Source organism: Rhodobacter sp. SGA-6-6 (genome assembly GCF_011043545.1).
Lineage (GTDB): Bacteria > Pseudomonadota > Alphaproteobacteria > Rhodobacterales > Rhodobacteraceae > Pseudogemmobacter.
On record NZ_JAAKGP010000019.1, the window covers coordinates 12,916 to 39,023 of the forward strand.

General features: G+C 70.9%; 28 protein-coding genes and 1 tRNA gene. 21 read left to right on the top strand and 8 right to left on the bottom strand.

The features are described 5' to 3' along the window. Positions 1–262: 262 nt before the first annotated feature. The 4 genes from G5B31_RS19480 to G5B31_RS19495 all read right to left on the bottom strand — a co-directional run bounded on the left by G5B31_RS19480 (position 263) and on the right by G5B31_RS19495 (position 2,590). Positions 263–454: a hypothetical protein gene (locus tag G5B31_RS19480; protein ID WP_165019878.1), complete on the bottom strand. Its 192-nt coding sequence runs from the start codon at positions 452–454 to the stop codon at positions 263–265. A 211-nt stretch (positions 455–665) separates the two neighbouring features. Continuing rightward, positions 666–1,283, bottom strand: a complete 618-nt coding sequence (locus G5B31_RS19485) for a TetR family transcriptional regulator C-terminal domain-containing protein (RefSeq protein ID WP_165019879.1) — start codon at positions 1,281–1,283, stop codon at positions 666–668. Between the two features lie 116 nt (positions 1,284–1,399). Beyond that, positions 1,400–1,867, bottom strand: coding sequence for a heme-degrading domain-containing protein (locus tag G5B31_RS19490; RefSeq protein WP_165019880.1), 468 nt, complete (start codon positions 1,865–1,867; stop codon positions 1,400–1,402). 66 nt (positions 1,868–1,933) lie between these two features. Beyond that, entirely contained in the window at positions 1,934–2,590 is a 657-nt protein-coding gene (locus tag G5B31_RS19495) for a TetR/AcrR family transcriptional regulator (RefSeq protein WP_165019881.1), read from the bottom strand. A gap of 148 nt (positions 2,591–2,738) precedes the next feature. Between G5B31_RS19495 and G5B31_RS19500 the strand changes: the two genes are divergently transcribed. From G5B31_RS19500 to G5B31_RS19565, 14 genes are all read left to right on the top strand, one after another. Further along, positions 2,739–3,989 carry a Zn-dependent hydrolase gene (locus tag G5B31_RS19500; RefSeq protein WP_165019882.1) on the top strand — a complete coding sequence of 417 codons (1,251 nt, stop codon included), beginning with the start codon at positions 2,739–2,741 and terminating at the stop codon, positions 3,987–3,989. Continuing rightward, a complete protein-coding gene (locus tag G5B31_RS19505) occupies positions 3,986–4,522 on the top strand; it encodes a hypothetical protein (protein WP_165019883.1) in 537 nt (178 codons plus the stop codon). The genes G5B31_RS19500 and G5B31_RS19505 overlap by 4 nt, the downstream gene beginning before the upstream one ends. Further along, the gene (hydA, locus tag G5B31_RS19510) at positions 4,519–5,970 is read left to right on the top strand and encodes a dihydropyrimidinase (protein ID WP_165019884.1); all 1,452 of its coding nucleotides are present in this window, start codon (positions 4,519–4,521) and stop codon (positions 5,968–5,970) included. The genes G5B31_RS19505 and hydA overlap by 4 nt, the downstream gene beginning before the upstream one ends. A 70-nt stretch (positions 5,971–6,040) precedes the next feature. Continuing rightward, a complete protein-coding gene (locus G5B31_RS19515; RefSeq protein WP_394352147.1) occupies positions 6,041–6,832 on the top strand; it encodes an ABC transporter ATP-binding protein in 792 nt (263 codons plus the stop codon). A 78-nt stretch (positions 6,833–6,910) separates the two neighbouring features. Then, positions 6,911–7,246, top strand: a complete 336-nt coding sequence (locus G5B31_RS19520) for a hypothetical protein (protein ID WP_165019886.1) — start codon at positions 6,911–6,913, stop codon at positions 7,244–7,246. Next, positions 7,243–8,109 carry an ABC transporter permease gene (locus G5B31_RS19525; RefSeq protein ID WP_165019887.1) on the top strand — a complete coding sequence of 289 codons (867 nt, stop codon included), beginning with the start codon at positions 7,243–7,245 and terminating at the stop codon, positions 8,107–8,109. The genes G5B31_RS19520 and G5B31_RS19525 overlap by 4 nt, the downstream gene beginning before the upstream one ends. Before the next feature lie 8 nt (positions 8,110–8,117). Beyond that, positions 8,118–8,954, top strand: a complete 837-nt coding sequence (locus tag G5B31_RS19530) for an ABC transporter permease (RefSeq protein ID WP_165019888.1) — start codon at positions 8,118–8,120, stop codon at positions 8,952–8,954. A 52-nt stretch (positions 8,955–9,006) separates the two neighbouring features. Beyond that, positions 9,007–9,996, top strand: a complete 990-nt coding sequence (locus G5B31_RS19535) for an ABC transporter substrate-binding protein (protein ID WP_165019889.1) — start codon at positions 9,007–9,009, stop codon at positions 9,994–9,996. A 113-nt stretch (positions 9,997–10,109) separates the two neighbouring features. Continuing rightward, complete coding sequence (locus G5B31_RS19540; protein ID WP_165019890.1) at positions 10,110–10,505, top strand: hypothetical protein; 396 nt, start codon at positions 10,110–10,112, stop codon at positions 10,503–10,505. 255 nt (positions 10,506–10,760) lie between these two features. Continuing rightward, complete coding sequence (locus tag G5B31_RS19545; protein ID WP_165019891.1) at positions 10,761–12,062, top strand: short-chain fatty acyl-CoA regulator family protein; 1,302 nt, start codon at positions 10,761–10,763, stop codon at positions 12,060–12,062. Between the two features lie 407 nt (positions 12,063–12,469). Further along, positions 12,470–12,853, top strand: coding sequence for a response regulator transcription factor (locus tag G5B31_RS19550; protein ID WP_165019892.1), 384 nt, complete (start codon positions 12,470–12,472; stop codon positions 12,851–12,853). Then, positions 12,850–13,110 (top strand): hypothetical protein, encoded by a 261-nt coding sequence (locus tag G5B31_RS19555; protein ID WP_165019893.1) that lies wholly within the window; start codon positions 12,850–12,852, stop codon positions 13,108–13,110. Before G5B31_RS19550 ends, G5B31_RS19555 begins: the two co-directional genes overlap by 4 nt. Before the next feature lie 3 nt (positions 13,111–13,113). Continuing rightward, positions 13,114–15,804: an ATP-binding protein gene (locus tag G5B31_RS19560; protein ID WP_165019894.1), complete on the top strand. Its 2,691-nt coding sequence runs from the start codon at positions 13,114–13,116 to the stop codon at positions 15,802–15,804. Between the two features lie 56 nt (positions 15,805–15,860). After that, complete coding sequence (locus G5B31_RS19565) at positions 15,861–16,817, top strand: FliM/FliN family flagellar motor switch protein (RefSeq protein WP_240904504.1); 957 nt, start codon at positions 15,861–15,863, stop codon at positions 16,815–16,817. Positions 16,818–16,872: 55 nt separating this feature from the next. On the opposite strand, the gene G5B31_RS19570 is transcribed toward G5B31_RS19565, so the two are convergent. Next, positions 16,873–17,301, bottom strand: a complete 429-nt coding sequence (locus G5B31_RS19570; RefSeq protein ID WP_165019895.1) for a TIGR01244 family sulfur transferase — start codon at positions 17,299–17,301, stop codon at positions 16,873–16,875. 147 nt (positions 17,302–17,448) lie between these two features. On the opposite strand from G5B31_RS19570, the gene G5B31_RS19575 reads away from it, so the two are divergent. From G5B31_RS19575 to G5B31_RS19585, 3 genes are all read left to right on the top strand, one after another. Continuing rightward, positions 17,449–17,802, top strand: coding sequence for a TraR/DksA family transcriptional regulator (locus tag G5B31_RS19575; RefSeq protein WP_394352148.1), 354 nt, complete (start codon positions 17,449–17,451; stop codon positions 17,800–17,802). Between the two features lie 22 nt (positions 17,803–17,824). Continuing rightward, a complete protein-coding gene (locus G5B31_RS19580; RefSeq protein WP_165019896.1) occupies positions 17,825–18,019 on the top strand; it encodes a hypothetical protein in 195 nt (64 codons plus the stop codon). 102 nt (positions 18,020–18,121) lie between these two features. Next, positions 18,122–19,924, top strand: a complete 1,803-nt coding sequence (locus G5B31_RS19585) for an enoyl-CoA hydratase-related protein (RefSeq protein ID WP_165019897.1) — start codon at positions 18,122–18,124, stop codon at positions 19,922–19,924. A 345-nt stretch (positions 19,925–20,269) separates the two neighbouring features. Here the strand turns inward: G5B31_RS19585 and G5B31_RS19590 are convergent, their stop codons facing one another. Beyond that, the gene (locus G5B31_RS19590; RefSeq protein ID WP_165019898.1) at positions 20,270–20,485 is read right to left on the bottom strand and encodes a hypothetical protein; all 216 of its coding nucleotides are present in this window, start codon (positions 20,483–20,485) and stop codon (positions 20,270–20,272) included. Between the two features lie 160 nt (positions 20,486–20,645). Here G5B31_RS19590 and G5B31_RS19595 point away from each other — a divergent pair, with 160 nt between their 5' ends. Next, the gene (locus G5B31_RS19595; RefSeq protein WP_165019899.1) at positions 20,646–20,900 is read left to right on the top strand and encodes a DUF2312 domain-containing protein; all 255 of its coding nucleotides are present in this window, start codon (positions 20,646–20,648) and stop codon (positions 20,898–20,900) included. Here the strand turns inward: G5B31_RS19595 and G5B31_RS19600 are convergent. After that, positions 20,897–21,787 (bottom strand): LysR family transcriptional regulator, encoded by an 891-nt coding sequence (locus G5B31_RS19600; protein WP_165019900.1) that lies wholly within the window; start codon positions 21,785–21,787, stop codon positions 20,897–20,899. The two genes, G5B31_RS19595 and G5B31_RS19600, sit on opposite strands and share 4 nt — an antisense overlap. A 163-nt stretch (positions 21,788–21,950) precedes the next feature. On the opposite strand from G5B31_RS19600, the gene G5B31_RS19605 reads away from it, so the two are divergent. After that, the gene (locus G5B31_RS19605; protein ID WP_165019901.1) at positions 21,951–22,847 is read left to right on the top strand and encodes a DMT family transporter; all 897 of its coding nucleotides are present in this window, start codon (positions 21,951–21,953) and stop codon (positions 22,845–22,847) included. A gap of 4 nt (positions 22,848–22,851) precedes the next feature. On the opposite strand, the gene G5B31_RS19610 is transcribed toward G5B31_RS19605, so the two are convergent. After that, entirely contained in the window at positions 22,852–23,724 is an 873-nt protein-coding gene (locus G5B31_RS19610) for a hypothetical protein (RefSeq protein ID WP_165019902.1), read from the bottom strand. A gap of 440 nt (positions 23,725–24,164) precedes the next feature. On the opposite strand from G5B31_RS19610, the gene G5B31_RS19615 reads away from it, so the two are divergent. Both G5B31_RS19615 and G5B31_RS19620 read left to right on the top strand, forming a co-directional pair. Beyond that, the gene (locus tag G5B31_RS19615) at positions 24,165–25,820 is read left to right on the top strand and encodes an iron ABC transporter permease (RefSeq protein ID WP_165019903.1); all 1,656 of its coding nucleotides are present in this window, start codon (positions 24,165–24,167) and stop codon (positions 25,818–25,820) included. 206 nt (positions 25,821–26,026) lie between these two features. Continuing rightward, positions 26,027–26,101, top strand: a tRNA-Thr gene (locus G5B31_RS19620). Positions 26,102–26,108 lie beyond the last annotated feature (7 nt).

Below are 26,108 nucleotides of genomic sequence, written 5' to 3' on the forward strand. Positions count from 1 at the left end.
CCCGTGCGCGGCGGCTGCACCCGGAAACCTGTCAGCTCTGAACCCGGAGAGGCCAGCGCCCGACCCGGCGGGCGAGAAGCGCCCGCCGAGGGCGGGGCGGGCGCTGGCCGGGCCTTGGGGGCCCGGCCGGGACAACGGGAAGCGTTGCGCCGTGGCGAAGGCACGCGCCTTCGCCATGGCACCGGCGGAGCGGCGGGGTGAACCCCGCCCTACACGGGACATTCCGTAGGGCGGGGTTCACCCCGCCATCCCCGGCTCCCCCTCACTCCACCGGATCGTTCAGCGGGTTCAGCCCGGCCACCAGCGAGGCCATCTCATAGGCCCGCTGCGCCGCCATCGCCCGCGCCCGGGCGCTTTCCACCGCGAAGCCGCGATCCGCCGGCCGCTCCCCCACCGCATCGCCGCGGGAGGCGCCTTCGGCCGGCGCCACCGCCCGCGGCAACTCCGTCGGCACCGCCGCTTCCAAGCGGGCGCCATGCACCGCGGCCGCACCGCGCGTCTGGATGCCGTCTGCGGACGGCGAGGTTCCCGGCCATGGCACCGACGGCCGGACGGCTGAGACAGGTCCCATCTCCGTCACCCCAGTCAAGGTGCCCCCACGCGGCCGAGCATAGCCGATTCCCCGAAGATTTCCCCCGCAAACTCCGCGGCATTCGATCCGCATTCTACGGATCGGGCCGCGGCTCCAGCAGGCGGCGGAACAGGGTGTCGAGGAAGCCGCCGGCCTCGGCGAAGGGATCGTGGCCGGGGCCGAGCACCAGCCGCACCTGGGCGTCGAAATCGGCGTAATGCTGGGTCAGCGCCCAGATCGAGAAGATCAGGTGCACCGGATCGACCCGGGCGATGCGGCCCTCCTCCATCCAGGCCCGCAGCACCGCGGCCTTGTCCTCGACCAGCGCCCGCAGGTCGGTCTCGATCACCCCGGCCAGCCGCGGCGCGCCCTGGATGATCTCGCCGGCGAAGAGCCGGCTCTCGCGCGGGTAGTCGCGGGCAAGGTCCAGCTTGCGGCGGACATAGCCCAGGATCTCGGCCACCGGCTCGCCGCGCGGGTCCATCGTCCGCAGCGGGTCGAGCCAGGTGTCCAAGAGCCCGGTCAGCAGCGCGCTGTGGATCGCCTCCTTCGAGGGGAAGTAGTAGAGCAGGTTCGGCTTCGACAGCCCCGCCACCTCGGCAATCTGGTCGAGGGTGGCGCCGCGGAAGCCATGGGCCGAGAAGACCTCGAGCGCGGCATCGAGGATGGTCTCGCGGTTCTTCCGCTGGATACGGCTGCGCGGTGCGGTCATCTGGCCCCCTGTTTCCGGGATGCCCATCCTTCACGCTTCGCCGCCCGGATTCAAGGCATCGGCTCCTGCCACGCGCCTTCGGCCTGTCGTCGCGGGATGAAGGTCCCGACGAGGCGTCAGCCGCCCGCCAGCAGCGCCTCGATGGCGCGCACGGCCAGGCGGTGGTCCTCCAGTTGCGGCAGGCCGGAGACGGTGACGCAGGCGACCACGCCGACGCCAACGACCCGGACCGGCACCGCGCCGCCGTGGTCGGCATAGTCCTCGGGCGGAAGCCCGTGTTTCGCCAGCGTCTCGCCCTTGTCCCGGTTGCGGGTGCCGACCAGCAGCGAGGCTTCCTGGAACATCAGCGCGGTGGCCGACTTGCGGGCGGCCCAGAGGTCGTTCAGCGGCGCCGAGCCGGGCAGGGCGGCGTGGAACAGGCAGCGGTCGGCGGTGCGGATGTCGATCACGACGGCCAGGTTGCCCGAGCGCGCCATCTCGACCAGCGTCAGGCCGAGCGCCAGCGCTGTATCCTCGGTGAAGCGGGGAAAGACCAGGCGGCGGGCTTCCTCGGCCAGGTCGGACAGGCTGGGGGCTTCGGTCATCGGCGGTCCTCGCGCTGGAATCCGATTTTCGCCGAAAATCGGCAAGAAGCTGATTTTCGGCGAAAATCAGTCGGCTGTCGACAGTCCGATGCCGCGCAGGATGATCGCCTTGACGCTTTCGGTCGCGGCCTTCCATTGCCGGTCGGTGAAGGGGCGGCCGCCGTTCAGCGTCTCGATCTGGTGGCCGAAGTCGGCGTAGTGCTGGGTCGTCGCCCAGATCATGTAAAGCAGGTGCCGCGGATCGACCGGGGCCATCCGCCCCTCGTCGATCCAGCGCTGGATCGCCTTCACCCGGCCCTCGGTCCAGCTGCGCAAGGTGCCTTCCAGATAATCCTGGATCACCGGCGCGCCATGCATCACTTCCGAGGCCCAGACCTTCGACCCGAAGGGATGCTGGCGGCTGATCCGCATCTTCGCCTCGATATAGGCGCCGATGCCGGTGGCGGGGTCGGCGGCGGTGTCGAAGCTGTCGGCGGCATGGAGCCAGATGGTGAAGATGTTCTCAACCACCCGGCGGTAGAGGTCCTCCTTGGTGGCGAAGTAGTAATGCAGGTTGGCCTTGGGCAGCCCGGCCATGTCGGCGATCAGCTGCATGGTGGCGCCGCCGAATCCGGCCTCGGCGAAGACCTTCTCGGCGGCCTCCAGGATCACCCGCTCGTTCTCGCGCCGGATGTCGGTGCGGCGCGGCGGCCTGGGGCGCGGAATTTCGGCGGCATCGTCCATGGCGGGGCCGGGAATGTGTTGACCGGATGGTCAGGTTGTGGTCGCGTATCCCTTGACCATACGGTCAGGAAAAGATTCGCCGCAAGGCGTGTCGGACCCGGACCGAAGGGCGCGCAAGATGCCCGGCGACGATAGGGAGAGCAAGCTGATGCCAGCACCCGGAGAGAACCTGCGGATCGACCCCGCGCGGCTGTGGGACAGCCTGATGGAGATGGCGAAGATCGGCCCCGGCGTGGCCGGGGGCTGCAACCGCCAGACCCTGACCGATGCCGATGGCGAGGCGCGCCACCTCTTCGCCGGCTGGTGCCGGGCGGCGGGGATGACGATGGGCGTCGATTCCATGGGCAACATGTTCGCCACCCGGGCGGGCGAGGACCCCGGGGCGCTGCCGGTCTACATGGGATCGCATCTCGACACCCAGCCGACGGGCGGGAAATACGACGGCGTGCTGGGGGTCCTCGGCGCGCTGGAGGTGGTGCGGACCATGAACGACATGGGAGTGCGGACGAGGCGCCCGATCGTGGTCACCAACTGGACCAACGAGGAGGGTGCGCGCTTCGCCCCGGCGATGCTGGCCTCCGGCGTCTTCGCCGGCATCCATACCGAGGGTTATGCGAAAGGGCGCACCGACCTCGACGGCAAGGTCTTCGGCGAGGAACTGGCGCGGATCGGCTGGGTCGGCGACGAGAAGGTCGGCGCCCGCAGGATGCACGCCATGCTGGAACTGCACATCGAGCAGGGTCCGATCCTGGAGGCCGAGGGCAAGACCATCGGCGTCGTCACCCACGGCCAGGGCCTGTGGTGGCTGGAGATCACCCTGACCGGGAAAGAGGCGCATACCGGATCGACGCCGATGAAGATGCGGGTCAACGCCGGCCTCGGCATGGCCCGGATCACCGAGCGGGTGCACCAGATCGCCATGAGCCACCAGCCCGATGCGGTGGGGGCGGTGGGGCAGGTCAAGGTCTTCCCAAACTCGCGCAACGTGATCCCGGGCAAGGTGGTGTTCACGGTGGACATCCGCAGCCCCGAGCAGAGCAAGCTGGACGCGATGAAGGCCGAGGTGATCCGCGCCGCCCATGCGGTGGCGGCCGAACTCGGCCTCGGCTGCAGCATCGAGGAGGTCGGGCATTTCGACCCCGTCACCTTCGATCCCGGCCTGGTGAAGATCGTCCGCGGCGCGGCCGAGAAACTGGGCCATTCCCACATGGACATCGTGAGCGGCGCCGGCCACGACGCCTGCTGGATCAACCGGGTGGCCCCCACGGTGATGGTGATGTGCCCCTGCGTGGACGGGCTGAGCCACAACGAGGCCGAGGAGATCACGCCGGACTGGGCGGCGGCGGGGACGGATGTGCTGCTTCATGCGGCGCTGGAGGTGGCGGAGGTGGTGGGGTGAGCCTCGGGCTGCATCAGAGGATACTGGAGAGCCTGGTTCGTCAGTATGACGCACCGCTTATCCAGAACAATCTGCGAGGGTTCTATGTCGAGCTTATGGTTGCGGCTTTGTTGGGCGACGGGTGGCGACATAATGGCTCCGATTGGGGCGCATATGATCTTGAGCATGTCAGCGGCACGAAAATCGAAGTGAAACAATCCGCTGCGCGTCAAACCTGGTCCGGGCCGGAAACTGTGGCACGACAACCGATCTTCAGCATCCGCACCCCGAAAATTGAATGGGTGGGGACCGTCCCGACGCCGCGGTCGGCAAGAATTGCGGATGCCTATGTGTTTGCCTGGCACGGGGAACATGGTCTGGCGGCCGATCACCGCGACATCTCGCAATGGTCGTTCTTTGTGGTGCCAACCCACAGCCTTCCTGATCAAAGAACCATCAGCCTCAATCCGCTGAGGGCGCTGGCTGCCCCTGTCGGTGCGGATCATCTCAAACATTCGGTCGAACAACTCTTCGGGCAAGGAGTGGCAGCATGACCACCATCATCAAGAACGGCACCGTCGTTACCGCCGACCTCACCTACAAGGCCGATGTGCGTGTGGAAAACGGCGTGATCACCGAGATCGGACCGGACCTCAAGGGCGGCACCGAACTGGATGCCACCGGCTGCTACGTCATGCCCGGGGGCATCGACCCGCATACCCATCTGGAGATGCCCTTCATGGGCACCTATTCCACCGACGATTTCGAATCCGGCACGCGGGCGGCCCTTGCGGGGGGCACCACGATGGTGGTGGATTTCGTGCTGCCGGGGCAGGGGCAGGGGCTGATGGATGCCGCGCAGATGTGGCACAACAAGTCGACCCGGGCGAATTGCGACTACTCCTACCACATGGCCATCACCTGGTGGGGCGGGAAGGTCTTCGACGGCATCGCCGACAGCATCAAGGCCGGCATGACCAGCTTCAAGCATTTCATGGCCTACAAGGGCGCCCTGATGGTGAACGACGACGAGATGTTCGCCAGCTTCCGCCGGATCGGCGAACTCGGCGGCCTCGCCATGGTCCATGCCGAGAACGGCGACGTGGTGGCGGAACTGACGGCGAAGCTGCTGGCCGAGGGCAACACCGGGCCGGAGGCCCATGCCTATTCCCGCCCGCCGCAGGTGGAGGGCGAGGCGACCAACCGCGCCATCATGATCGCCGACATGGCCGGGGTGCCGCTTTATGTCGTCCACACCTCTTGCGAGGAAAGCCATGAGGCGATCCGCCGCGCGCGCCAGCAGGGGAAACGGGTCTGGGGCGAGCCGCTGATCCAGCACCTGACGCTGGACGAGAGCGAATATTTCCACCCCGACTGGGACCATGCCGCCCGCCGGGTGATGTCGCCGCCCTTCCGGAACAAGCGGCATCAGGACAGCCTCTGGGCCGGGCTGCAATCCGGCTCGCTCTCCGTGGTGGCCACCGACCATTGCGCCTTCACCACCGAGCAGAAGCGCTTCGGCCGCGGCGATTTCTCCAAGATCCCCAACGGAACCGGCGGGCTGGAGGACCGGATGCCGATGCTCTGGACCCATGGCGTGGGGACCGGGCGGCTGACGCCGAACGAATTCGTCGCGGTGACCTCGACCAACATCGCCAAGATCCTGAACTGCTACCCGAAGAAGGGCGCGGTGCTGGTGGGGGCGGATGCGGACCTGGTGGTCTGGGACCCTTCGAGCGAGAAGACCATCACCGCGGGCAGCCAGCAGTCGGCCATCGACTACAACGTCTTCGAGGGGCAAAAGGTGAAGGGCCTGCCGCGGTTCACCCTGACCCGGGGCCTGGTGGCGGTGACGGAGGGCAAGGTGCAGACGCAGGAGGGCCACGGGAAATTCGTCGCGCGCGAGCCGCGCCCGGCGGTCAATCGCGCGCTGAGCCGCTGGAAGGACCTGACCGCGCCGCGGCCGGTGCAGCGGACCGGCGTGCCGGCGACGGGGGTGTGAATGACGCGATCTTTCGCCGAAAAATCGGGTATGGATGAAGATCGGACGGCCGGGACGAAGGGATGACGGCGTGAAGGATACTCTCAGCCAGCCGGTCGTCGAAGCGCGCGGCCTCAATCTGGTGTTCCAGACCGCGGACGGGCCGGTCCAGGCGTTGAAGGATGTGGACCTGACCGTCGGCAAGGGCGATTTCGTCAGTTTCATCGGGCCTTCCGGCTGCGGCAAGACCACGCTTTTGCGCTGCATCGCCGCGCTGGAGCATCCGACCGGCGGCACCCTGACCGTCAACGGCATGACCCCAGACGAGGCGCGGCGGAAGCGCGCCTATGGCTATGTCTTCCAGGCGGCGGGGCTTTACCCCTGGCGCACCATCGCCGGCAACATCCGGCTGCCACTGGAGATCATGGGCTTCGACCGCGCCGAGCAGGAGGCGCGGGTGGAGCGGGTGCTGGAACTGGTGGAGCTGAAGGGCTTCGGCCGCAAGTTCCCCTGGCAGCTGTCGGGCGGGATGCAGCAGCGTGCCTCCATCGCCCGGGCCTTGGCCTTCGACGCCGACATCCTGTTGATGGACGAACCCTTCGGCGCGCTGGACGAGATCGTCCGCGACCGGCTGAACGAGGAGGTGCTGAAGCTCTGGGCGCGGACCGGCAAGACCATCGGCTTCGTCACCCATTCCATCCCCGAGGCGGTCTATCTCTCCACCAAGATCGTGGTGATGTCGCCGCGTCCGGGCCGGATCACCGATGTGATCGACAGCCCCTTGCCGCGCGAAAGGCCGCTCGACATCCGCGACTCGCGCGAGTTCATCGAGATTTCCCACCGCGTCCGCGAGGGGTTGCGCGCGGGGCATTCCGATGACTGAGCGGCCGCAAGGGCGGACCGGAGGACCCGTCCGCCGGCAGGACATGACGGCCGCCGAGGCGGCGCCGGGAGGCCGGGGATGAGCGGGGTCGCCATGCTTTCGCTGGGGGTCGCGACCGGCATCTTCCTCGTCGCCGCCTCGGCGCTGCGGGCCTATGCGATGCAGGGTCAGCTCTGGATGATCCTGACCTCGCTGGCGCTTTATGCGGCGGGCAACCTGGTGATGGTGCGGGTGATGCGCGACAGCGGCATGGCGGTGGCGATCTCGGTCTCGGCGGTGCTGCAGCTGGCGCTGGCGACGCTGGTCGCGGTGGTCTTCTTCGCCGAGCGGCCGACCGGCCTGCAATGGGGCGGCATCGCGCTCGGCGCGGTGGCCGTCGCTATGATCCTCTGGCCGACGGGGAGGGCGGGATGAGGCGCGCTGCCCCGGTTCTGGTAGTTCTGCTGGGCCTGATCGCGCTCTGGTATGCCGCCTCGGTCTGGATGAACGCGACCTGGGTCTACGACCAGGCGGCGCGGGCCGGCGAAAGCCCCACGCTGATGGAGGTGATCCCGCAGACCATGGCGCAGGAGCGGCCGCTCTTGCCGCCGCCGCATCAGGTGGCCTCAAGGCTGTGGGAGGGGCTGGCGGGGCAGGCGATCACCTCGAAGCGCAGCCTCGTCTATCACGGCTTCGTCACCTTCCGCGGCACCATGGCGGGCTTTGCGCTCGGCATCGTGCTCGGCGTCGGCCTCGCCATGGCCATCGTGCGGTTCCGGGTGATGGACATGTCGGTGATGCCCTGGGCGATCATCAGCCAGACCGTGCCCATCGTCGCCATCGCGCCGATGATCCTGGTGGTGTCGAACCAGCTGGGCATCCAGGGGCGCGAGGTGCCGAAGGCGATCATCGCCAGCTACCTGTCGTTCTTCCCGGTGCTGGTCTCGATGGTCAAGGGCCTGCGGGCGCCCGACCAGATGCAGCTGGACCTGCTGAAGACCTGGGGCGCCAGCGAGGGCCAGACCTTCCGCAAGCTGCGCCTGCCGGCCTCGATGCCCTATTTCTTCGCCTCGCTGAAGGTGGCCGTCGCCGCGGCGCTGGTCGGCACCATCGTCGGCGAACTGCCCACCGGCGCGGTGGAGGGGCTGGGGGCAAGGATGCTGCTCGGCAGCCAGTATGGCGAGCCGCTGATCACCTGGGCCGCGCTCTTCGCCAGCGCCATCCTCGCCGGCATCCTGATCCTGGCGGTCGGGCTGGTGGAGCGGCTGGCGAACCGCCGGATGGGGGTGCGGGCATGAGCGGGGGGATGGTCCTTGCCCTGGCGCTGGCCTTCTGGGCCGCGGCCTGGGCGCTGAACGCCAGGGTGGCGGCCTTCGGCCGCACCCGGGCGGGCCGCATCTTCGTGCCGGTCCTCTTCGGCATCACCCTGCTGGTGCTGTGGGAGGGGCTGGTGCGCGGCCTCGGCGTCTCGGCCGTCATCCTGCCGACGCCCTCGGCCATCGCGGCGAAATTTGCCGCTTCCACCGGCCTCCTCTGGGCCGATTTCGTGCAGACGGTGCTGAAGGGGGCGCTGTCGGGCTTCGTCATCGGCACGGCGGCCGCCTTCGCCACCGCCATCCTGGCCGACCGGGTGCCCTTCCTGCGCGAGGGGCTCTTGCCGGTGGGCAATTTCGTCGCCGCGCTGCCCATCGTCGGCATGGCGCCGATCCTGGTGATGTGGTTCGGCTTCGGCTGGCAGTCCAAGGCCGCGGTGGTGGTGGCGATGGTGTTCTTCCCGATGCTGATCAACGTGGTCGCCGGGCTGGCCGCCAGCGACCGGATGCAGCGCGACCTGATGGCGACCTGGGGCGCCAGCTACTGGCAGGCGCTGTGGAAGCTGCGCCTGCCCGCCGCGATGCCCTTCGTCTTCAACGGGCTGAAGATCGCGGCCTCCTTGGCGCTGATCGGCGCCATCGTCGCGGAATATTTCGGCAGCCCGGTGGTCGGCATGGGCTTCCGCATCTCCACCGCGGTGGGGGTGTTGAACATCGAACTGGTCTGGGCCGAGATCGCGGTGGCGGCGCTGGCCGGCTCGGCCTTCTACGGGCTGATCGCGCTGGCCGAGAAGGCGGTGACCTTCTGGCACCCGTCGCAAAGGAACTGAAACCCTGACCCGGGGGAGCGAACCATCCGGGCGGCAACATGGAGGTGAGACGATGAAGAAGCTGCTGACTGCCGGTCTTCTGGCGCTGATGGCGGGCTCGGCCGGGGCCGAGGACGTGACGCTGCAACTGAAATGGGTGACCCAGGCGCAGTTCGCCGGCTATTACGTCGCCAAGGACAAGGGCTTCTACGAGGAAGAGGGCCTGAACGTCACCATCAAGCCGGGCGGCCCCGACATCGCGCCCGAGCAGGTGATCGCCTCCGGCCAGGCCGACGTGATCACCACCTGGATGCCGGCGGCGCTGGCTGCGCGCGAGCGCGGGGTGCCGCTGGTCAACATCGCCCAGCCGTTCAAGAACGGCGGGCTGGAGTTCACCTGCCTGAAGGAGACCGGCGTCGAGAGCCCGGCCGACTTCCCCGGCAAGACCCTGGGGGTCTGGTTCTTCGGCAACGAATATCCGTTCTACGCCTGGATGGCCAAGCTCGGGCTGGCGACCGACGGTTCCGAGGGCGGGGTGACGGTGCTGAAACAGGCCTTCAACGTCGATGCGCTGCTGCAGAAACAGGCCGCCTGCATCTCGGTGATGACCTACAACGAATACGGCCAGGTGCTGGACGCCGGCATCACGCCGGACCAGCTGGTGACCTTCAACTACCGCGACGAGGGCGTGGTGGTGCTGGAGGACGGGCTCTACGTCATGGAGGACCGCCTGGCCGACCCGGCCTTCGCCGAGACCATGGTGAAATTCGTCCGCGCCTCGATGAAGGGCTGGAAATACGCCGAGGCCAACCCGGACGAAGCCGCGCAGATCGTCATCGACAACGACGAATCCGGGGCGCAGTCGCTGGCCCACCAGCAATACATGATGTCCGAGGTGGCCAAGCTGACCGCGGGCGGCAACGGCGCGCTGGACCCGGCGGATTTCGACGCCACCGTGGCCTCGCTGCTGGCGGCGGTCTCGCCCGAGAACCCGGCGATCACCAAGGCGCCCGAGGGCAAGGCCTGGACGCACGAGATCACCGACAAGGCGCTGGCGGAGTAATCGCCTGCGCTTCGGAACCGGGCGGGCGGGGGAGACTCTCGCCCGCCTTTTCCATGCCATTCCTTAACCTTTCGCTGCTTTGCTGCCGGTGCAAGAGAAAGGAGAGGCCGCGGATGAGACTGACCGGATGGCTGCTGGCGGCGCTCGGGCTGGCGGGGCTGGTCCTGCTGGTCTGGCGCGAGGGGCAGGGCGGTCCGCCGCGCTTCCTCTTCGCCATGCCGGGAAAGCCGGAGGAGGCGGCCTATTGCCTCGCCGTCTCCGAACGCATCCGCGAGATCACCCGCGGCGCCGGCCCGGCGGGGATGGAGCGGCATCTGGACGAGCAGATCGCCTTCTGGCGCCTCCGCGCCGGATCGGCGCTCGGCGCCGGCCGCGCCGCGCTGGCGCGCGACAGCACCGCGCCGGGGGTGAACGAACAGGCGCATCTGCATCTGGCGGTGCAGGATTGCGCGCTGCGGGCGATCAATTTCTACGGCCACCGCTTTCCCGGGCTGGAGGCGGGCAGTTGAATTGAGCGGCTTCGCCGCAAGCCTTTCGTCTCGCCTCTGCGCGCAAGCGCGCAACCGGCTCGGGTATGCCTCCGGCGGGGATATTTAGGGACAGATGAAATTCGGGAGAGGTCTTCCTGACTTCATCTGGCCCCAAATATCCTCTGGGGGTCCGGGGGGCGAAGCGCCCCCGGTCCGACGACGGCCGCAAGGGACTCCGCCGCGATTGCCTTTCCCCGCACCTCTTGTAAAGTCTGTAAATTACAGGAGGGCCGAATGGCGATCACCGCATTGACCGGCACCCGGCTGCGCGAGCGGCGGCTGGCGCTCGGCCTCCGGCAGGCGGATCTGTCGCGGCAGGCGGGGATTTCGCCCTCCTACCTCAACCTGATCGAGCACAACCGGCGCAAGGTGACGCCCGAGGTGCTGGCCCGTCTCGCCGCCGCCCTCGGGCTGGAGGCCGAGGCGCTGGCGGGCGGCGCCGGGCAGACCCTGGCCGAGGACCTGCGCGCCGCCGCAGCCGGCCTGCCGGGCGCGGCGGCGGAGTTGGACCGGCTGGAGGAATTCGCCGGCCGCTATCCCGGCTGGGCGGCGGTGACGGCAGGCCTGCAGGCCCGGGCCGGGCAGCTGGAACGCGCGGTCGAGGCGCTGAACGACCGGATGACCCACGACCCGCATCTCTCGGCCGCGCTGCACGAGTTGCTGTCGGCGCTGACCTCGGTGCGGGCGACGGCGGAAATCCTGGCCGAGACCGGCGATCTGGACCCCGGGCTTCAGGCCCGCTTCCACCGCAACCTGCATCTCGACAGCGAGCGGCTGGCGGGCGGGGCCGAGGCGCTGGTGGCCTATCTCGACGGCACCGGCGGCACCGGGGCGGCGCGCGAGCAGGGCCTCGCCGCGCCGCAGGAGGAGGTGGAGGACTGGCTGGCGGCGCAGGGCTGGCATCTGGCGGCGCTGGAAACCGGCGATCCGGCGGGGCTGGCGGCGCTGGAGGAAGGGGTGGCGGGGCTGGCCTCCTCCGCCGCGCGGGAGCTGGCGCGGGCGCATCTGGCGCGGGCGGCCGAGGATGCAAGGGCGCTGCCGCTGGCGCCCTTCGCGGCGGCGCTGAAGGAGGGGGCGGACCCGGCGCGGCTGGCGGCGGGGTTCGGCACCGACGTGATCCGGGCGATGCGGCGGATGGCGCTGCTGCCGGGGGCGGAGGCTGGCTTCGTGTCCTGCGATGCCTCGGGCACCTTGACCTTCCGCAAGCCCGCCCCCGGCTTCCCCTTGCCGCGCTTCGGCGCGGCCTGCCCGCTCTGGCCGCTCTATGCCGCGCTCGGCCGGCCGATGCAGCCGGTCAGGGCGCAGGTGCAGACGCCGGGGCCCTCGGGCGCGCGCTTCGTGGCGCTGGCCTTCTGCCAGCCGCGGCTGTCCGGCGGCTTCGCCGGGCCGGAACTGCGCGAGGCGGCGATGCTGATCCTGCCCGACCCGGGGCCGGCGCAGCCGGGGGTGCTGGGGATCGGCTCCACCTGCCGCATCTGCCCGCGCCCGGACTGCCCGGCGCGGCGGGAGCCGACGATCACACGGGAAGGGGTGTAGGGTGGCGCGGTGGCCATGGCGAAGGCCATCGCCTTCGCCACAGCGCACCGTTTCAACCGGACCGGCCGGGCCTCAATGGCCCGGCCAGCGCCCGCCCCGCCCTCGGCGGGCGCTTCTCGCCCGCCGGGTCGGGCGCTGGCCTCTCGGGGGCTGGGACTGCCACCGTCTCCGTTTGACATACTGCGCACGGGCGGGGCGAGGCAGTGCCTCGCCTGTTCCCGCCCGCGGATACGGAGGAGCGGCGGGGGTGAACCCCGCCCTACGGGGGATGCGCCGGGCTGTTCCCGTAGGGCGGGGTCCACTCCGCCATGCCCCCTGTCGCATCGCGGTTTTGACAGCGGCGGCGGATCGTCGGATAGTGCGGCGCAAGCGGCCCGGGCAACGGGCCGGGGAGGGACCGGCACGGGATGGGCAAGCAGGTGCTTCTCATCGAGGATGAGGAGAACATCGCCGAGGCGATCCGCTTCATCCTGTCGCGCGACGGCTGGCAGGTCGCCCATCTGGCCGAGGGCCGCGGCGCCGCCCTGAAGGCGGCCGAGCTGATGCCGGATGTGGTGATCCTCGACCACATGCTGCCCGGGGCCTCGGGCCTCGACATCCTGGCCGAGCTGCGCGCCCGGCCCGCCACCGCGCATCTGCCGGTGCTGATGCTGACCGCCAAGGGCCAGCCGCGCGACCGCGAGGCGGCCGAGCGGGCGGGGGCCGACCGCTTCCTTGCCAAGCCCTTCGCCAATGCCGACATCCTGGCCGAGGTCCGCGCCCTGGCGGCGGGCGAGGCGGGCGCGGCATGAGACGTCCGCGCCGTCCGATGTTCCTGGGCCGCATCCCCTATCGCCGCCGGCGGTTGCGCGATGCCGCGCGGCTGCTGCCGGTGTTCGGCGCCTTCCTCTTCATCCTGCCGGCGCTGTGGTCGCCGCCGGGGCAGGGGCAGCGGCTGCTGTCCGGCGACGTGGTCTATTTCTTCATCGCCTGGGCGATCCTGGTGCTGGTCGCCGCCGCCTTCGCCCCCGGCCTGTCGGCCGCCGAGGACGAGGAAGAGGACGACTAGGCGATGCCCTTCAACCTTCTGGTGCTGGCCTGCCTGGCCTATGTGATCTTCCTCTTCTCGGTCGCCTTCCTGGTCGAGCGGCGGGCGGGGCAGGGGCAGCTCGGCTGGCTGCGCTCGCCGCTGGTCTACACCCTGTCGCTGTCGATCTACTGCACCGCCTGGACCTTCTACGGCGCCGTCGGCTATGCCGCGCGGTCGGGGCTGGAGTTCCTGACCATCTACCTCGGCCCGACGCTGGTCTTCATCGGCTGGTGGTGGCTCCTGCGCAAGCTGGTCCGGATCGGCCGGCGGCACCGCGTCACCTCCATCGCCGACCTGATCTCCTCGCGCTTCGGCAAGTCGAACAGCCTCGGCGTGGTGGCGACGCTGATGGCGGTGGTGGCGGCCACGCCCTACATCGCGCTGCAGCTGCAATCGGTGGTGCTGTCCTTCGGCGTCTTCGCCAGCGCCACGCCGGACGGTTTCACCCCGCCCGACGCGGCGCAGACGGCGATCTGGGTGGCGGCGGGGCTGGCGCTGTTCACCGTGATCTTCGGCACCCGCAACCTGGACGCCAAGGAGCAGCACCACGGCATCGTCACCGCCATCGCGGTCGAGGCGGTGGTGAAGCTGGTGGCGCTGGTGGCGGTGGGGATCTTCGTGGTCTGGGGCCTGGCCGGCGGCATCGGCCCGATGCTGGAACGGATCGACGCCTCGCCGCTGGCGGGCTGGACCCTGCAGCCGGGGCGCTGGACCGGCCTGCTGTTCCTGTCCGGCGCCGCGGTGATCTGCCTGCCGCGGATGTTCCAGGTCATGGTGGTGGAGAACGCCGACGAGGGCCACCTCTCGCGCGCCAGCTGGGCCTTCCCGGCCTATATGCTGGCGATGAGCCTCTTCATCGTCCCCATCGCGGTGATGGGGCTGGAGCGGCTGCCCGCGGACGCCAACCCCGACATGTTCGTGCTGACCCTGCCCCTGTCCGAAGGGCAGGGGGCGCTGGCGATGCTGGCCTTCCTGGGCGGGTTTTCCAGCGCCACCTCGATGGTGATCGTCGAGGCCATCGCCCTGGCCACCATGGTGTCGAACCACATCGTCATGCCGGCCTGGCTGCGGCTGCGCCCGGCGGCGGCGATGGCGGGCGACCTGCGCGGGCTGGTGCTGAACGCGCGCCGCATCTCCATCGCCGCGGTGATGGCGATGGGATACGGCTACCATTCGCTCTCCGGCGGCTCGGCCGCGCTGGCGGCGATCGGGCTGATCGCCTTCGTCGGCGTGGCGCAGTTCCTGCCGGCGATGATCGGCGGCATCTTCTGGCGCGGCGCCACCCGCTCGGGCGCCATGGCCGGGCTGCTGACCGGCTTCTTCACCTGGGCCTATGCGCTGTTCCTGCCCTCCTTCGGCCCCGACGCCATGCTGCCCGCCTCGCTGCTGGCCGAAGGCCCCGCCGGCATCGGCTGGCTGCGGCCGCAGGCGCTGTTCGGGGTCGAGGGCATGGACCCGCTGATCCATGCCCTGTTCTGGTCCTTGATGCTGAACGGCACGGCCTTCTTCGTCGTCTCCGTCCTCACCTTCCCCGGCCCGGTGGAGCGCCTGCAGGGCGCCGCCTTCGTCAATGTCTTCGGCGACCAGCCCGGCAGCCCCCGCCGCTGGAGCGAGGGCGAGGCCGAGCCGGAGCAGCTGCTGGTGATGGCGCAGCGCCTGTTGGGCGAGGATGCCGCGCAGGCGCTGTTCGAGACCGCGGCCCGGGCGCAGGGCAAGACCGAGACCCTGCTGCCCGACCCGACGCCGGAGTTCCTGTCGGAACTGGAACAGCGGCTGTCCGGCTCGGTCGGCGCGGCCACGGCCCATGCGATGGTCAGCCAGGTGGTCGGCTGGGCCACCGTCTCGGTCGAGGACCTGATGGCGGTGGCCTCGGAAAGCGCGCAGCGGATGGAATATTCCGCGCAGCTGGAGGCGCAGCGCGAGGAACTGGCCCGCACCGCCGGCGCGCTGCGCGAGGCCAACGAAAAGCTGACCCGGCTGTCGGTGCAGAAGGACGCCTTCCTCAGCCAGATCAGCCACGAGCTGCGCACGCCGATGACCTCGATCCGGGCGTTTTCGGAAATCCTGACCGAGGGCGACCTGCCGCCCGAGATGGTGGCCCGCAACGGCCGCATCATCCACGAGGAGACCAAGCGGCTGACCCGGCTGCTGGACGATCTCCTGGACCTCAGCGTGCTGGAAAGCGGCAAGGTCTCGCTCTCTCTCGGCCTCGCCAACCTGCGCGAGATGATCGACCGGGCGATCCAGGCCGCCGAGCAGGTGAAACCCGAGCGCGGCTTCACCTTCCACCGCGACCTTGCCGCCGAGAACCTGTTCCTGCGCACCGATGCCGACCGGCTGACCCAGGTCTTCATCAACCTGATCTCCAACGCCCGCAAATACTGCGACGCCGCCAGCCCGGAAATCCGCATCAACGTGCGGATTCGGGGCGGCCGGGTGGTGGTGGACGTGATCGACAACGGCCGCGGCATCCCCAAGGAGGCGCAGTCGACCATCTTCGAGAAGTTCACCCGCCTGCCGAACGAGGCCCGGGCCAAAGGTGCGGGCCTCGGCCTGGCGATCTGCCGCGAGATCGTGGCCAACCTCGGCGGCTCCATCGCCTATCTGCCGGGGCAGGGCGGCGCGGCCTTCCGCGTGATTCTGCCCCTGCGGCTGGAGCGGAAGGCGGCCTGACCGCGGTTAACCCTTCGGCAAGGCGCGGCGGGCTAGGCTGCGGCCGAGGATCAGCCATGGGTCGGCAGCGCATGAACGACATCATCCGGCGCAAGATGGCGCGCGCCGTCCCCGCGGGGGGCGAGGGGGGGCCGGGGGCCGACCACGGCTGGCGGCTGGCCTTCGCCCGCGCGGCGCGCGACTGCACCGGGCTCTTGGTCGAGGTGGCGGCGATGCGGCTGCACCGACGTTCCTTGGCCGAACTGCTGGAACTGCCGCCCGACCGGGGGCTGCTGGCGTTGCTGGACGGGCCGCAGGGCGGGCTCGGCCTTCTGGCGATGTCGCCCGAGGTGATGTCGGCGCTGATCGAGCGGCAGACGACGGGCCGGGTCTCGGCCAGCCCGCCCTTGCCGCGCCGCCCGACCCGCACCGATGCCGCCATGGTGGCCGGCACCATCGACCGGGCGCTGGAGGAACTGGATGCGCTGCTGGCCGAGGAGGCCGATCTGGTCTGGGCCGGCGGCTTCCGCTACGCCTCCTTCCTGGAGGACCCGCGGCCCTTGGGGCTGCTGCTGGAGGACCAGCCCTACCGGGTGCTGACCGCCGAACTGGCGCTGGAGGGCGGGGTGCGGCAGGGCGGGCTGATCCTCGCCCTGCCGGCCGAGGGCAGGGGCCTTTCCCCGCCGCTGCCCCGCCCGCTGGAGCAGGAGCCCGCCGCCCCCGGCTTCCCCGCCGCGCTGGCCGAGGCGGTGATGGGCGCGGGCTGCGTCTTGCAGGCGGTGATCGGCCGGGTGGTGCTGCCGCTGCATCAGGTGCTGGCCTTGCAGCCGGACCAGCTCTTGCCGCTGCCGGAGGCATCGCTGGACCGGATCGCGCTGGAATCGCTGGACGGCCGGCGGCTGGTGCGGGCGCGGCTCGGCCAGAACAAGGGAATGCGGGCGCTGCGGCTGGCGCCGGAGGCAACCCCGGCGGTCGCGCCGGCGGAGGCCGGTGTGCCGATGGCCCCCGGCGACGGGCTGCTGGCGGCGGGATGAACGAGTTTTCGCCGAAAACTCGTATCTTGCGGATTTTCGACGAAAATCCGGGGGGTCAGCCCTTTCCCGCCAGCGCCTCGATCTGCGGCCGCAGGTGTTCCAGGTTGTAGCCGAAGCGGGCCGGGATGCCGATCAACTCCTCCGCCGGGCGTTGGCCCGCCTGCGCCAGCGCCCAGACGATGGAGCAGCGGTTGCCGCTGGCGCAATAGGCGAAGACCGGGCCGGGCGACTCCGCCATCGCCGCCGCCTGCGCCTGCACGTTCTGCATCGTCAGCGCGCCGCCGATCACCGGATTGGCGACGAAGCGCAGGCCGAGCGCCTCGGCCGCCGCCCGCATCGCCGGGGTGTGCAACTCGGCCGGGATCTCGCCGTCGGGGCGGTTGTCGATCACGGTGGCGAAGCCCGCCGCCTTCACGGCGGCCAGGTCCTCGACCGCGATCTGGGGCGAGACGGCGTAGTCGGGCGTCAACCGGCGGATGTCCATGGGCTCGGGTCCTGTTGCTTGGTCGCGCCGACCATACTGCTTGGCCCGGCCCGGCGGAAGACCCGCGGCGCAGGCTTGACCTGCGTCAAGGCGGCCGGGCGGGCGGCCGTGCCATGATGACTCGAACGGGACGAGAGGATTCTGCCGATGACTGCCATGCCGAAGGTGCCGGTTGCGCAACGCAAGGCGGCGATGGAAGCGCGCCTTGCCGATCTGAAGGCGCGGCTGGAGGCCATCGAGGCCGAGCTTGATTCGCATGACGAACAGGACTGGGAAGAGCTGGCGATCGAGCGCGAGGGCGACGAGGTGCTGGAGGCGACGGGCCTCTCGGGCCTGGCCGAGATCCGCATGATCGAGGCGGCGCTGGCGCGGATCGGGGCGGGCGACTACGGCGCCTGCGCCCGCTGCGGCGACGACATCGCCGAGGCGCGGCTGGACGTCCTGCCCTGGACGCCGTTCTGCCCGGCCTGCGCCGGCGCGGGCGCGCGGCAGGGCCGCTGAGACCAACGAAAGGAGGCCGGAGATGACGAGGACGACCGAACGGACGAAGGCCGAACAGGGGACCGCGACGGGGCGCGAGTCGCCGCAGCAGCAGGTGGCGCTGTCGATGCTGCTGGCCGAGATGACCGCGCTTTCGGCGATGATCCCGGGCCTGAAGCATCCGCCGCTGCGCAGCGAGGCCGAGGTCGAGGCCGATTTCGACAACATGCCGGTCTGACCGAAAGCCGCCGGATGCTTGCCAAGCCCGGTGCTTGGCCCTTTACTGGCGGCAGGGAGAAGCGGCGGCCGGACCGGATCGGCCCCGCCCGCAGGGGCACGCATGGCGTCAGCCGGAGAAGAGGTCCGCGCCGATCTGCGCGAGGGCGACGGGGTGCTGCTGGTCACGCTGGACCGGCCGCCCGGCAATGCGCTGACCGCGGCCGTCCGCGCCCGGCTGATGGAGCTTGTCGCCGAGGCCCCGGCGCGCGGCGCGCGGGCGGTGGTGATCTGCGGCGCGGGGCGCAATTTCTCGGCGGCGACTTCGGTGGATGCGGGGGCCGGCGCGCCCTCGCTCTCCGACCTGTGCCGGTCGGTGGAGGAGGCGCCGCTGCCGGTGGTGGCGGCGCTGAAGGGCGCGGTGATCGGCCCGGGGGCGGAACTGGCGCTGGCCGCCCATGCCCGCGTCGCCCTTGCCGATGCCCGCATCGCCTTTCCCGAGGTCGGTCTGGGGCTGGTCCCCGGCGGCGGCTCCACCCAGCGGCTGCCGCGGCTGGTCGGGGCGGAGGAGGCGCTGCGGATGCTGTTGCAGGCCCGGCCGCTGACCGGGGCCGAGGCGCTGGCCGCCGGGCTGGTCGATGTCCTGGCCGAGGGCGACCTGGTCGAGGCCGCGGTGGCGCAGGCGCTGGCGATGCCGGGCCCGCGCCCGGTGCGCGCCCGCACCGACGGGCTGGCCAACATCTCCGCCGCGCTGGCCGCCATCGCCGCTGCCCGGGCCGAGGCCGCCCGCGGCATCCTGCCGGCGCCGCCGCGCCTTGTCGATTGCGTCGAGGCGGCGCTGGTGCTGCCCTTCGACAACGGCCTGGCGCTGGAGGCGGTGACGCGCGAGGATCTGGAGGCCGGCGAGGAATCCCGGGGTCTGGTCGCCGCCGCGCTGGCCGAGCGGCGGGCGGCGGTGCTGCCGCCGGCGGTGGCAGCGGTGCGGCCGAAGGCGGTGGCGCGGCTGGGGCTGGCGGGCGGGGCGCCGCTGCTGGCGCCGCTGGCGGTGATGGCTCTGGGGCAGGGGATGCATGTCCTCTGGGCCGATCCGGAGGAGGCGCGACGCGAGGCCAGCCTGCAGTGGATCGCCGCCCGGCAGGAGGCGGAGCTGAAGGCGGGCCGGCTGACCGCGGCGCAGCGCGACGCCGACCGGGCGCGGCTGACGGCCGGGGGCGATCCCTCGGCGCTGACCGGCTGCGATCTGGTGATCCATGGCGCGGCGGATGCCGTGCTGGCGCGGCTGGCGCGCGCCATGCCCACGGTGCCGCAGCTGGTGGCGGGCGGGGCCGAGGGGGCGATCGGCCTGATGCTGGCGCCCTCGGCCCGGCTGGCGGAACTGGCGCTGCCGCCGGGCGCCGCGCCGGCGCAGGCGGCGGTGGCGGTGCAGTTCCTGCGGCGGCTCGGCCTGACGCCGGTGCTGGAGGGCAAGATGCCGGTCGCCGGCCGCCGGGTGACGGCGGCAGGCCGGGCGGCGCTGGCGCGGCTGCTGGCCCTGGGGGTGCCGCGGCGGGTGCTGGCGGCGGCGCTGGACGGTTTCGGCCATGCCCTGCCCGAGCTGCCCGATCCGGCGGACCCCGCGCCGATGCGGGCCATGGCCGAGGAGGAGGTGCTGCACCGCTGGCTGGGCGCGATGGCGAACGAGGGGCTGCGGCTGCTGGACGCCCGGGTGGCGCTGCGGCCCTCGGACATCGACCTGGTGCTGGTGGCGGGCTTCGGCTTCCCGCGCTGGCGCGGCGGGCCGATGCACCACGCCGGCCGCCGCGGCCTGATGGTGCTGCGCCGCGACCTGCGGCAATGGGCGGCCGAGGATGCCGCGCTGTGGTCGCCGCATCCGCTGCTCGACCGGATGATCGCCGAAGGGCGGCGGCTGGAGGAGCTGGACGGGTAGGGCCTGCCCGCCGCTCTGCCCGGCTTCCCTGGCGAAGGCGCGTGCCTTCGCCACAGCGAACCATTTCAACCGGGACCGGCCGGGCCTCAATGGCCCGGCCAGCGCCCGCCCCGCCCTCGGCGGGCGCTTCTCGCCCGCCGGGTCGGGCGCTGGCCTCTCGGGTTTCAGGACTGCCGATGTTTCCGGGTGCAACCGCTGCGCACGGGCGGGGGCGAGGCAGTGCCTCGCCTGTTCCCGCCCGCGGATAGCGAAGGAATGGCGGGGTGAACCCCGCCCTACGATGCCGGGTCATCCCGTAGGGCGGGGTTCACCCCGCCATTGCCACCGCCCCCCGGAACCGCCCGGTCAGCCCAGGAATATCCCCAGCACCACCAGCATCAGCCCGAGCGCCGAGATCGCCAGCGCGCCCATGTTGACGATCACCACCCGCTGCAGCTCGGACCGCATCGCCTCGTCGGCCAGGCCCGACCGGCGGGCCCTGAGCGCGCGCGCCACGCAATAGACCAGCCCGGCGATGCCGCAGAGCGACACCAGGGCCCCTGCCCAGACCAAGGCCTGCATCTTCGATCCTTCCCTGCGCTTCCCCGTCGTCGCTAGCCCGTCGCGGCCCGGCGCGCAAGCGGCAACTCGGGGTTGCAGGCCGCGACGGGACTTGAATACCCCCGCCGGGCCGGGCTATCACCCGGGTCTCCAGACCCCAGAGACCAGCCGGAAGGACGCCATGGCCGACGCGAACGACCCCTACACTGTCACGGCGGACGAGCTGCGCCAGTTCATCGAGCGGTTCGAGCAGCTGGAGTCCGAGAAGAAGGACGTGGCCGAGCAGCAGAAGGAGCTGATGGCCGAAGCCAAGGGCCGCGGCTACGACACCAAAGTGATGCGCAAGGTCATCGCGCTGCGCAAGAGGAAGCCCGAGGAGATCGCCGAGGAAGAGGCGGTGCTGGAGATGTATAAAGCCGCGCTCGGGATGAACTAGGCCGCCAGCGCCAGCCCGCCCTTGCGGTCGACCTCGGCCTCCACCTCGGCGATCAGGCCGTCCAGCGCCGGGCTCTTGGCCTTGCGGGAGCGGCGGATGACATAGGCCAGCGCCGGCGGCCGGGGCAGCCTTTCGCCGATCACCTCCATCTCCGGCCGCAGGTGGCGGTCGCTCAGCAGCGCCACGCCGAGGCCGCCGGTCACCGCCGCGGCGATCCCCGCCGCGCTGGAGCATTCGAACACCGTCTCCAAGAGCGCGCCGCCGTCCTGGCCGATGTCCAGCGCCCACCGGCGATAGAAGCAGTCGTCGTCGAAGGAGAGGAAGGGGATCGGGCCGTCCGCGGGCAGGGCCAGGTCGGGCGATTTCACCCAATGCAGCCCCTCGCGGAACAGCACCGTGTCGGCGGGGCGGATCTCATGCGCGAAGACCTGCACGATGGCGGCGTCCAGCTCGCCCCGTTCCAGCATCGCGCGCAGGACCAGGCTCATGCGGACGCGGGTGCGCAGCGCGACCTGCGGGTGCAGGCGGCGGAAGCGGCCGAGGATGCGCGACAGGTCCGAGCAGGCGGTGTCCTCGGTCAGCCCCAGCAGGATGCGGCCGGCAAGGTCGGTCCGGGTCAGGCTGAGCAGGGCCTCGTCGTGCAGGCCGAGGATACGGCCGGCATAGTCCAGCAGTTCCTCGCCCTGCGCGGTGAAGACCGGCGCGCCGGGGCGGCGGCTCAGCAGCGCGCAGTCGAGGCTGGTCTCCAGCCGCCGGATCTTGTGGCTGACCGCGGATTGCGTCAGGCCGAGCGCCGCGGCCGCCCGGGTGATGCCGCCGTGCTGGCGGATCGCCCGCAGGGCGCGCAGCGCGTCGATGTCGAGGCGGCGGGAGGAAAGGTCGGCCATGGCAGGGCTCCGGCTGGATCGGAGACAAGGATGACAGATGCGGAAGCGATGGACAAGGAAGGATCGGTCTTGCGGCCGTGATGTCATCGCTTGATCGAAATTTGTCATGTGCGGCAGGCGAGAGGATCGCCTATCCCGGCGGCAGCTCCTGCACGAGGTTCCGATGACCGACCTTGCCTCTTCTGCCGCGCCGACCCGGCATCCGCTCCTGTGGCCGGCGATGGCCGCGCTGCTGGTGGTCGGCTGGAGTTCCGGCTTCGTCGGCATCCGCTATGCCAACGAGGAGGCCGGCATCGCCCTGCTGCTGTTCTGGCGCTGCCTGCTGTCCGGGCTGATCCTGCTGCCCTTCGCGCTGGTCTTCGGGCCGCGGCTGCGGTTGCGCGCGGTGCTGGGGCAGGCGGGGTTCGGGGTGATGGCGGTGTTCCTGTATCTCGGCGGCTTCGCGCTGGCGATCGGGCAGCGGGTGCCGACCGGGCTGGTGGCGCTGATCTCCGATCTCTTGCCGCTGGCCATCGCCGCGCTGTCGCAGCCGGTGCTGAGAGAGAGGCTGAGCGGACGGCAATGGCTGGGCACCGCTATCGCCGTGGCCGGGGTAGTGGTGGTCTCCTTCGACAGCCTGCGGCTGGGGGCGGCGCCTCTCTGGGCCTATGTGGTGACGGTCGGCTCGATGCTGGTCTTCGCCGCGGCCTCGGTGCTGCACCGGCGCCAGCGCGGGGCGCATATGCCCCTTCACCAGAGTCTCTGCATCCATACCCTGACCGGCGCGCTGCTGTTCGGCCTCTGCGCCTGGACGGTGGAGGGCAGCCTGACGCCGCCGCTGACGCGGGACTTCGCCATCGGCATGGCCTGGCTGGTGCTGGTCGCCACCTTTGCCACCTATTCGGTCTACTACACCGCGCTGCGGCTGTTCCCGGCCGCCAAGGTCAGCGCGGCGATCTACCTCAGCCCGCCGGTCACCATGCTCTGGTCCTGGGCGCTGTTCTCCGAACCGCTGACCGCCGCCATGTTCGCCGGGCTGGCGGTGACGATGCTGGGCGTCTGGCTGACCTCGCGCGGGTGAACCCTCACGCCGCCAGGAACTGCACCCCGGGCATCGCCTTGATCCGCTCGATGTCCTCGCGGTAAGTCGCGGTCATCGCCTCGACCATCCCGGGGGTCCAGCCGGGCATCTCGAACTGCATCTCCACCCGTTCGGGCAGGGCGAACTTGTCGAGGAAGGCCGAGACGATGCGGCGGCGCTGCGGCACGGTCTGCGGCGGATGGGTGGTGATGTAGTTGCGCATCCGGGCCAGGCCGTCGGGAGTCATGATCCCGGCCAGCAGCTCGTCGGTATCCTCCAGCACCGTGCCGGGGGCGTGGCCCGCCACCGCCTCCAGCACCTCGGGCCAGATCAGCGGGGTGTCCTCGTCGGCCCAGATCACCAGCGGCACGCCGGGGTTCTGGGCGACGATCTGGCCGATCACGTCCGACCAGCGCAGCGCCGTCGGGTCGGTGCCGTCGAGGAATTCCTCGTGGCTTTTCCCCTTCTGCTTCTCGTAGAGCGCGGGCAGGAAGGTGGCGGGGTTGCGGATCGCCAGGTGGAACTCGGCCTCGATGCCGGGGAAGATCTGGGTGAAGGCGCGGATGCGCTCGCCGGCGAAGGCGTAGATCGTGCCGCGCAGCACCCATTGCGGGAAGGACAGGAAGCTGTCCCAGCTGAGGATCAGCCGGTCGGCGGCGTCCTCGTCCATGATCTGCTCCAGCACCAGTGCCTGGGTCTCGATGGTGGCGGCGGCGCCCTTCAGCTGCACCGCGGTGTCGCGCAAGAGCTTGCGGTAGCGGGTGGGGGAGGGGACGAGGATGCCCTGTTCGGCCAGGGTGGCGCGGTTCTTCAGCAGGCAGCGCACGAGGCGCTCTTCATCGGTGCAATGGGCGCCGAGGTGATAGACGATGCGCATGGATGGTTCGCTGCCCGGTCTTGTCCCGGCCCCGCGGCGGGGCCATTGCGCGCGACTATATGGTGAGTTTGCGGGCAGATAAACCGGATTTCTGTTGCGGGCGGGAGGGGGTGATGCGCGCGGGTTGCGGTCTGCCAGGGAGGCTTGCCGTCCCCGTCTTGGCGGAGGCCGATGCCTCCGCCATAGCGCAACGTCTCCCCTTGTCCGGCCGGGACCAAAGGCCCGGCCAGCGCCCGCCCCGCCCCCGGCGGGCGCTTCTCGCCCGCCCGGTCGGGCGCTGGCCTCTCGGGGTCTTGGGCTGCAAGCGTTTCCGGGTGATATGCCGCGCACGGGCGGGGGCGAGGCAGTGCCTCGCCTTCTCCCGCCCGCCTCCGGCCTTGAGCCAAGGAAAGCTCCTCCGGTTGCGGCGAATCCCGATCCGGCCTAGGGAAGGGGCCGAGATGCCCGCGCACCCCCCATCCTCCGCCGCCCGCCGCCTGCCGCGGCCCGACCGCTGGACGCTCGGCGCCTGCGTCATCGCCGCGCTGGTGCTGGCGCCGGTCGCCTCGGTGCTCTGGATCGCCTTCCACCCGACCGAGAACATCTGGCCCCATCTCGCCGCCACCGTGCTGCCGCGCTACCTGAGGGCGACGCTGATCCTGATGGCCGGGGTGGCGGCGCTGACCGCGGCCATCGGCGCCGGGGCGGCCTGGCTGGTCTCGGTCTACGATTTCCCCGGCCGCCGGGCGCTGGCGCTGGCGCTGGCCTTCCCGCTGGCGATCCCGGCCTATGTCGGCGCCTATGCGCTGGTCGACGTGCTGGACTATGCCGGGCCGGTGCAATCCGCCCTGCGCGCCGCCTTCGGCTGGCAATCCGCCCGCGACTACTGGTTCCCCGAGACCCGCTCGCTCTGGGCCGCGATCCTGGTGCTGTCGGCCGCGCTTTATCCTTACGTCTACATCCTTGCCCGCGCCGCCTTCGCCGAGCAGTCCGGCGCGATGTTCGAGGTGGCCCGCGCCCTCGGCCAAGGGCCGGGCGGCGTGTTCCGCCGGGTCGGCCTGCCGCTGGCCCGTCCCGCCATTGCCGCCGGCGTCGCGCTGGCGCTGATGGAGACGGTGGCGGACTACGGCACCGTGCATCATTTCGGGGTGCAGACCCTGACCACCGGCATCTTCACCACCTGGCTGGACGGCGGCAATGCCGGAGGGGCGGCGCAGATCGCCGGGGTGGTGCTGGCGCTGATCTTCCTTCTGGTGGCGCTGGAGCGGATTTCGCGCCGCGGCGCCCGCTTCCACGCGGCTGCCCGGGCGCAGAGGCCGGTGGAGCGGCAGCGGCTGCGCGGACCCTCTGCCGCGCTGGCCTTCGCCGCCTGCGCCGCGCCGGTATTGGCGGGCTTCGTGCTGCCGGTCGGCGTGATGCTGTGGCATTCGGCGCAGGCGCCCGACCAGTGGCTGGCGCCGGGGCTGATGAAGGCGCTGGCCAATACGCTGACGGTGGCGGGGCTGGCCGCGCTGGCCACGGTGGCGGCAGCGGTGTTCCTGGTCTACGGCATCCGGCTGGCCGGGCGGGGGGCAGCCCGGGTGGTGCTGCCGCTGACGACGCTCGGTTACGCCACGCCGGGCGCGGTGCTGGCGGTGGGGCTGCTGTTCCCGCTGGCGGCGCTGGACCACCGGCTGGCCGACGGGATCGAGGCGCTGACCGGCCACGATCCCGGGCTGCTGATCACCGGCACCGCCTTCGCGCTCGGCCTGGCCTATCTGGTGCGCTTCTTCGGCATCGCGCAAGGCGCGGTGGACAGCGCCTTCGGCCGCATCCCGCCCTCCTTGCCGATGGCGGCGCGGTCGCTGGGGCGGACGGCGGGCGGCGCGCTGACGGCGGTCTACCTGCCGCTGATGCGCCGTTCGGTGCTGACGGCGCTGCTGGTGGTCTTCGTCGATTGCGTCAAGGAACTGCCGGCGACGCTGCTGCTGCGCCCGTTCAACTACAACACCCTTGCCACCCGGGTGTTCGAGCTGGCCTCGCTGGAACGCCTGTCCGAGGCCGCCCCGGCCGCGCTTCTGGTGATGGCGGTGGGGCTGGCGGCGGTGGCGGTGGTGGCGAAGGGGCAGGGACGGTAAGGGCCTCGGCTTCTCCCGCCCGCACAAGCCTTGCGCAAGGCCCCGCATCGGCGGTATGGAAGCGCCGTGCCCCTATAGCTCAGCTGGTAGAGCATCTGATTTGTAATCGGAGGGCCTTGGAGTCAAAAAGCGAATCGGATCATGCGCTTAGGGTCAGCGCGGTCCGACCGAGTACCGAATAGGCACCGGAATCGGTGTCCGCCAGGGCCGGCGTAGCACAGCGGTAGTGCAGCGGTTTTGTAAACCGAAGGTCGGGAGTTCGATCCTCTCCGCCGGCACCATTCTCCC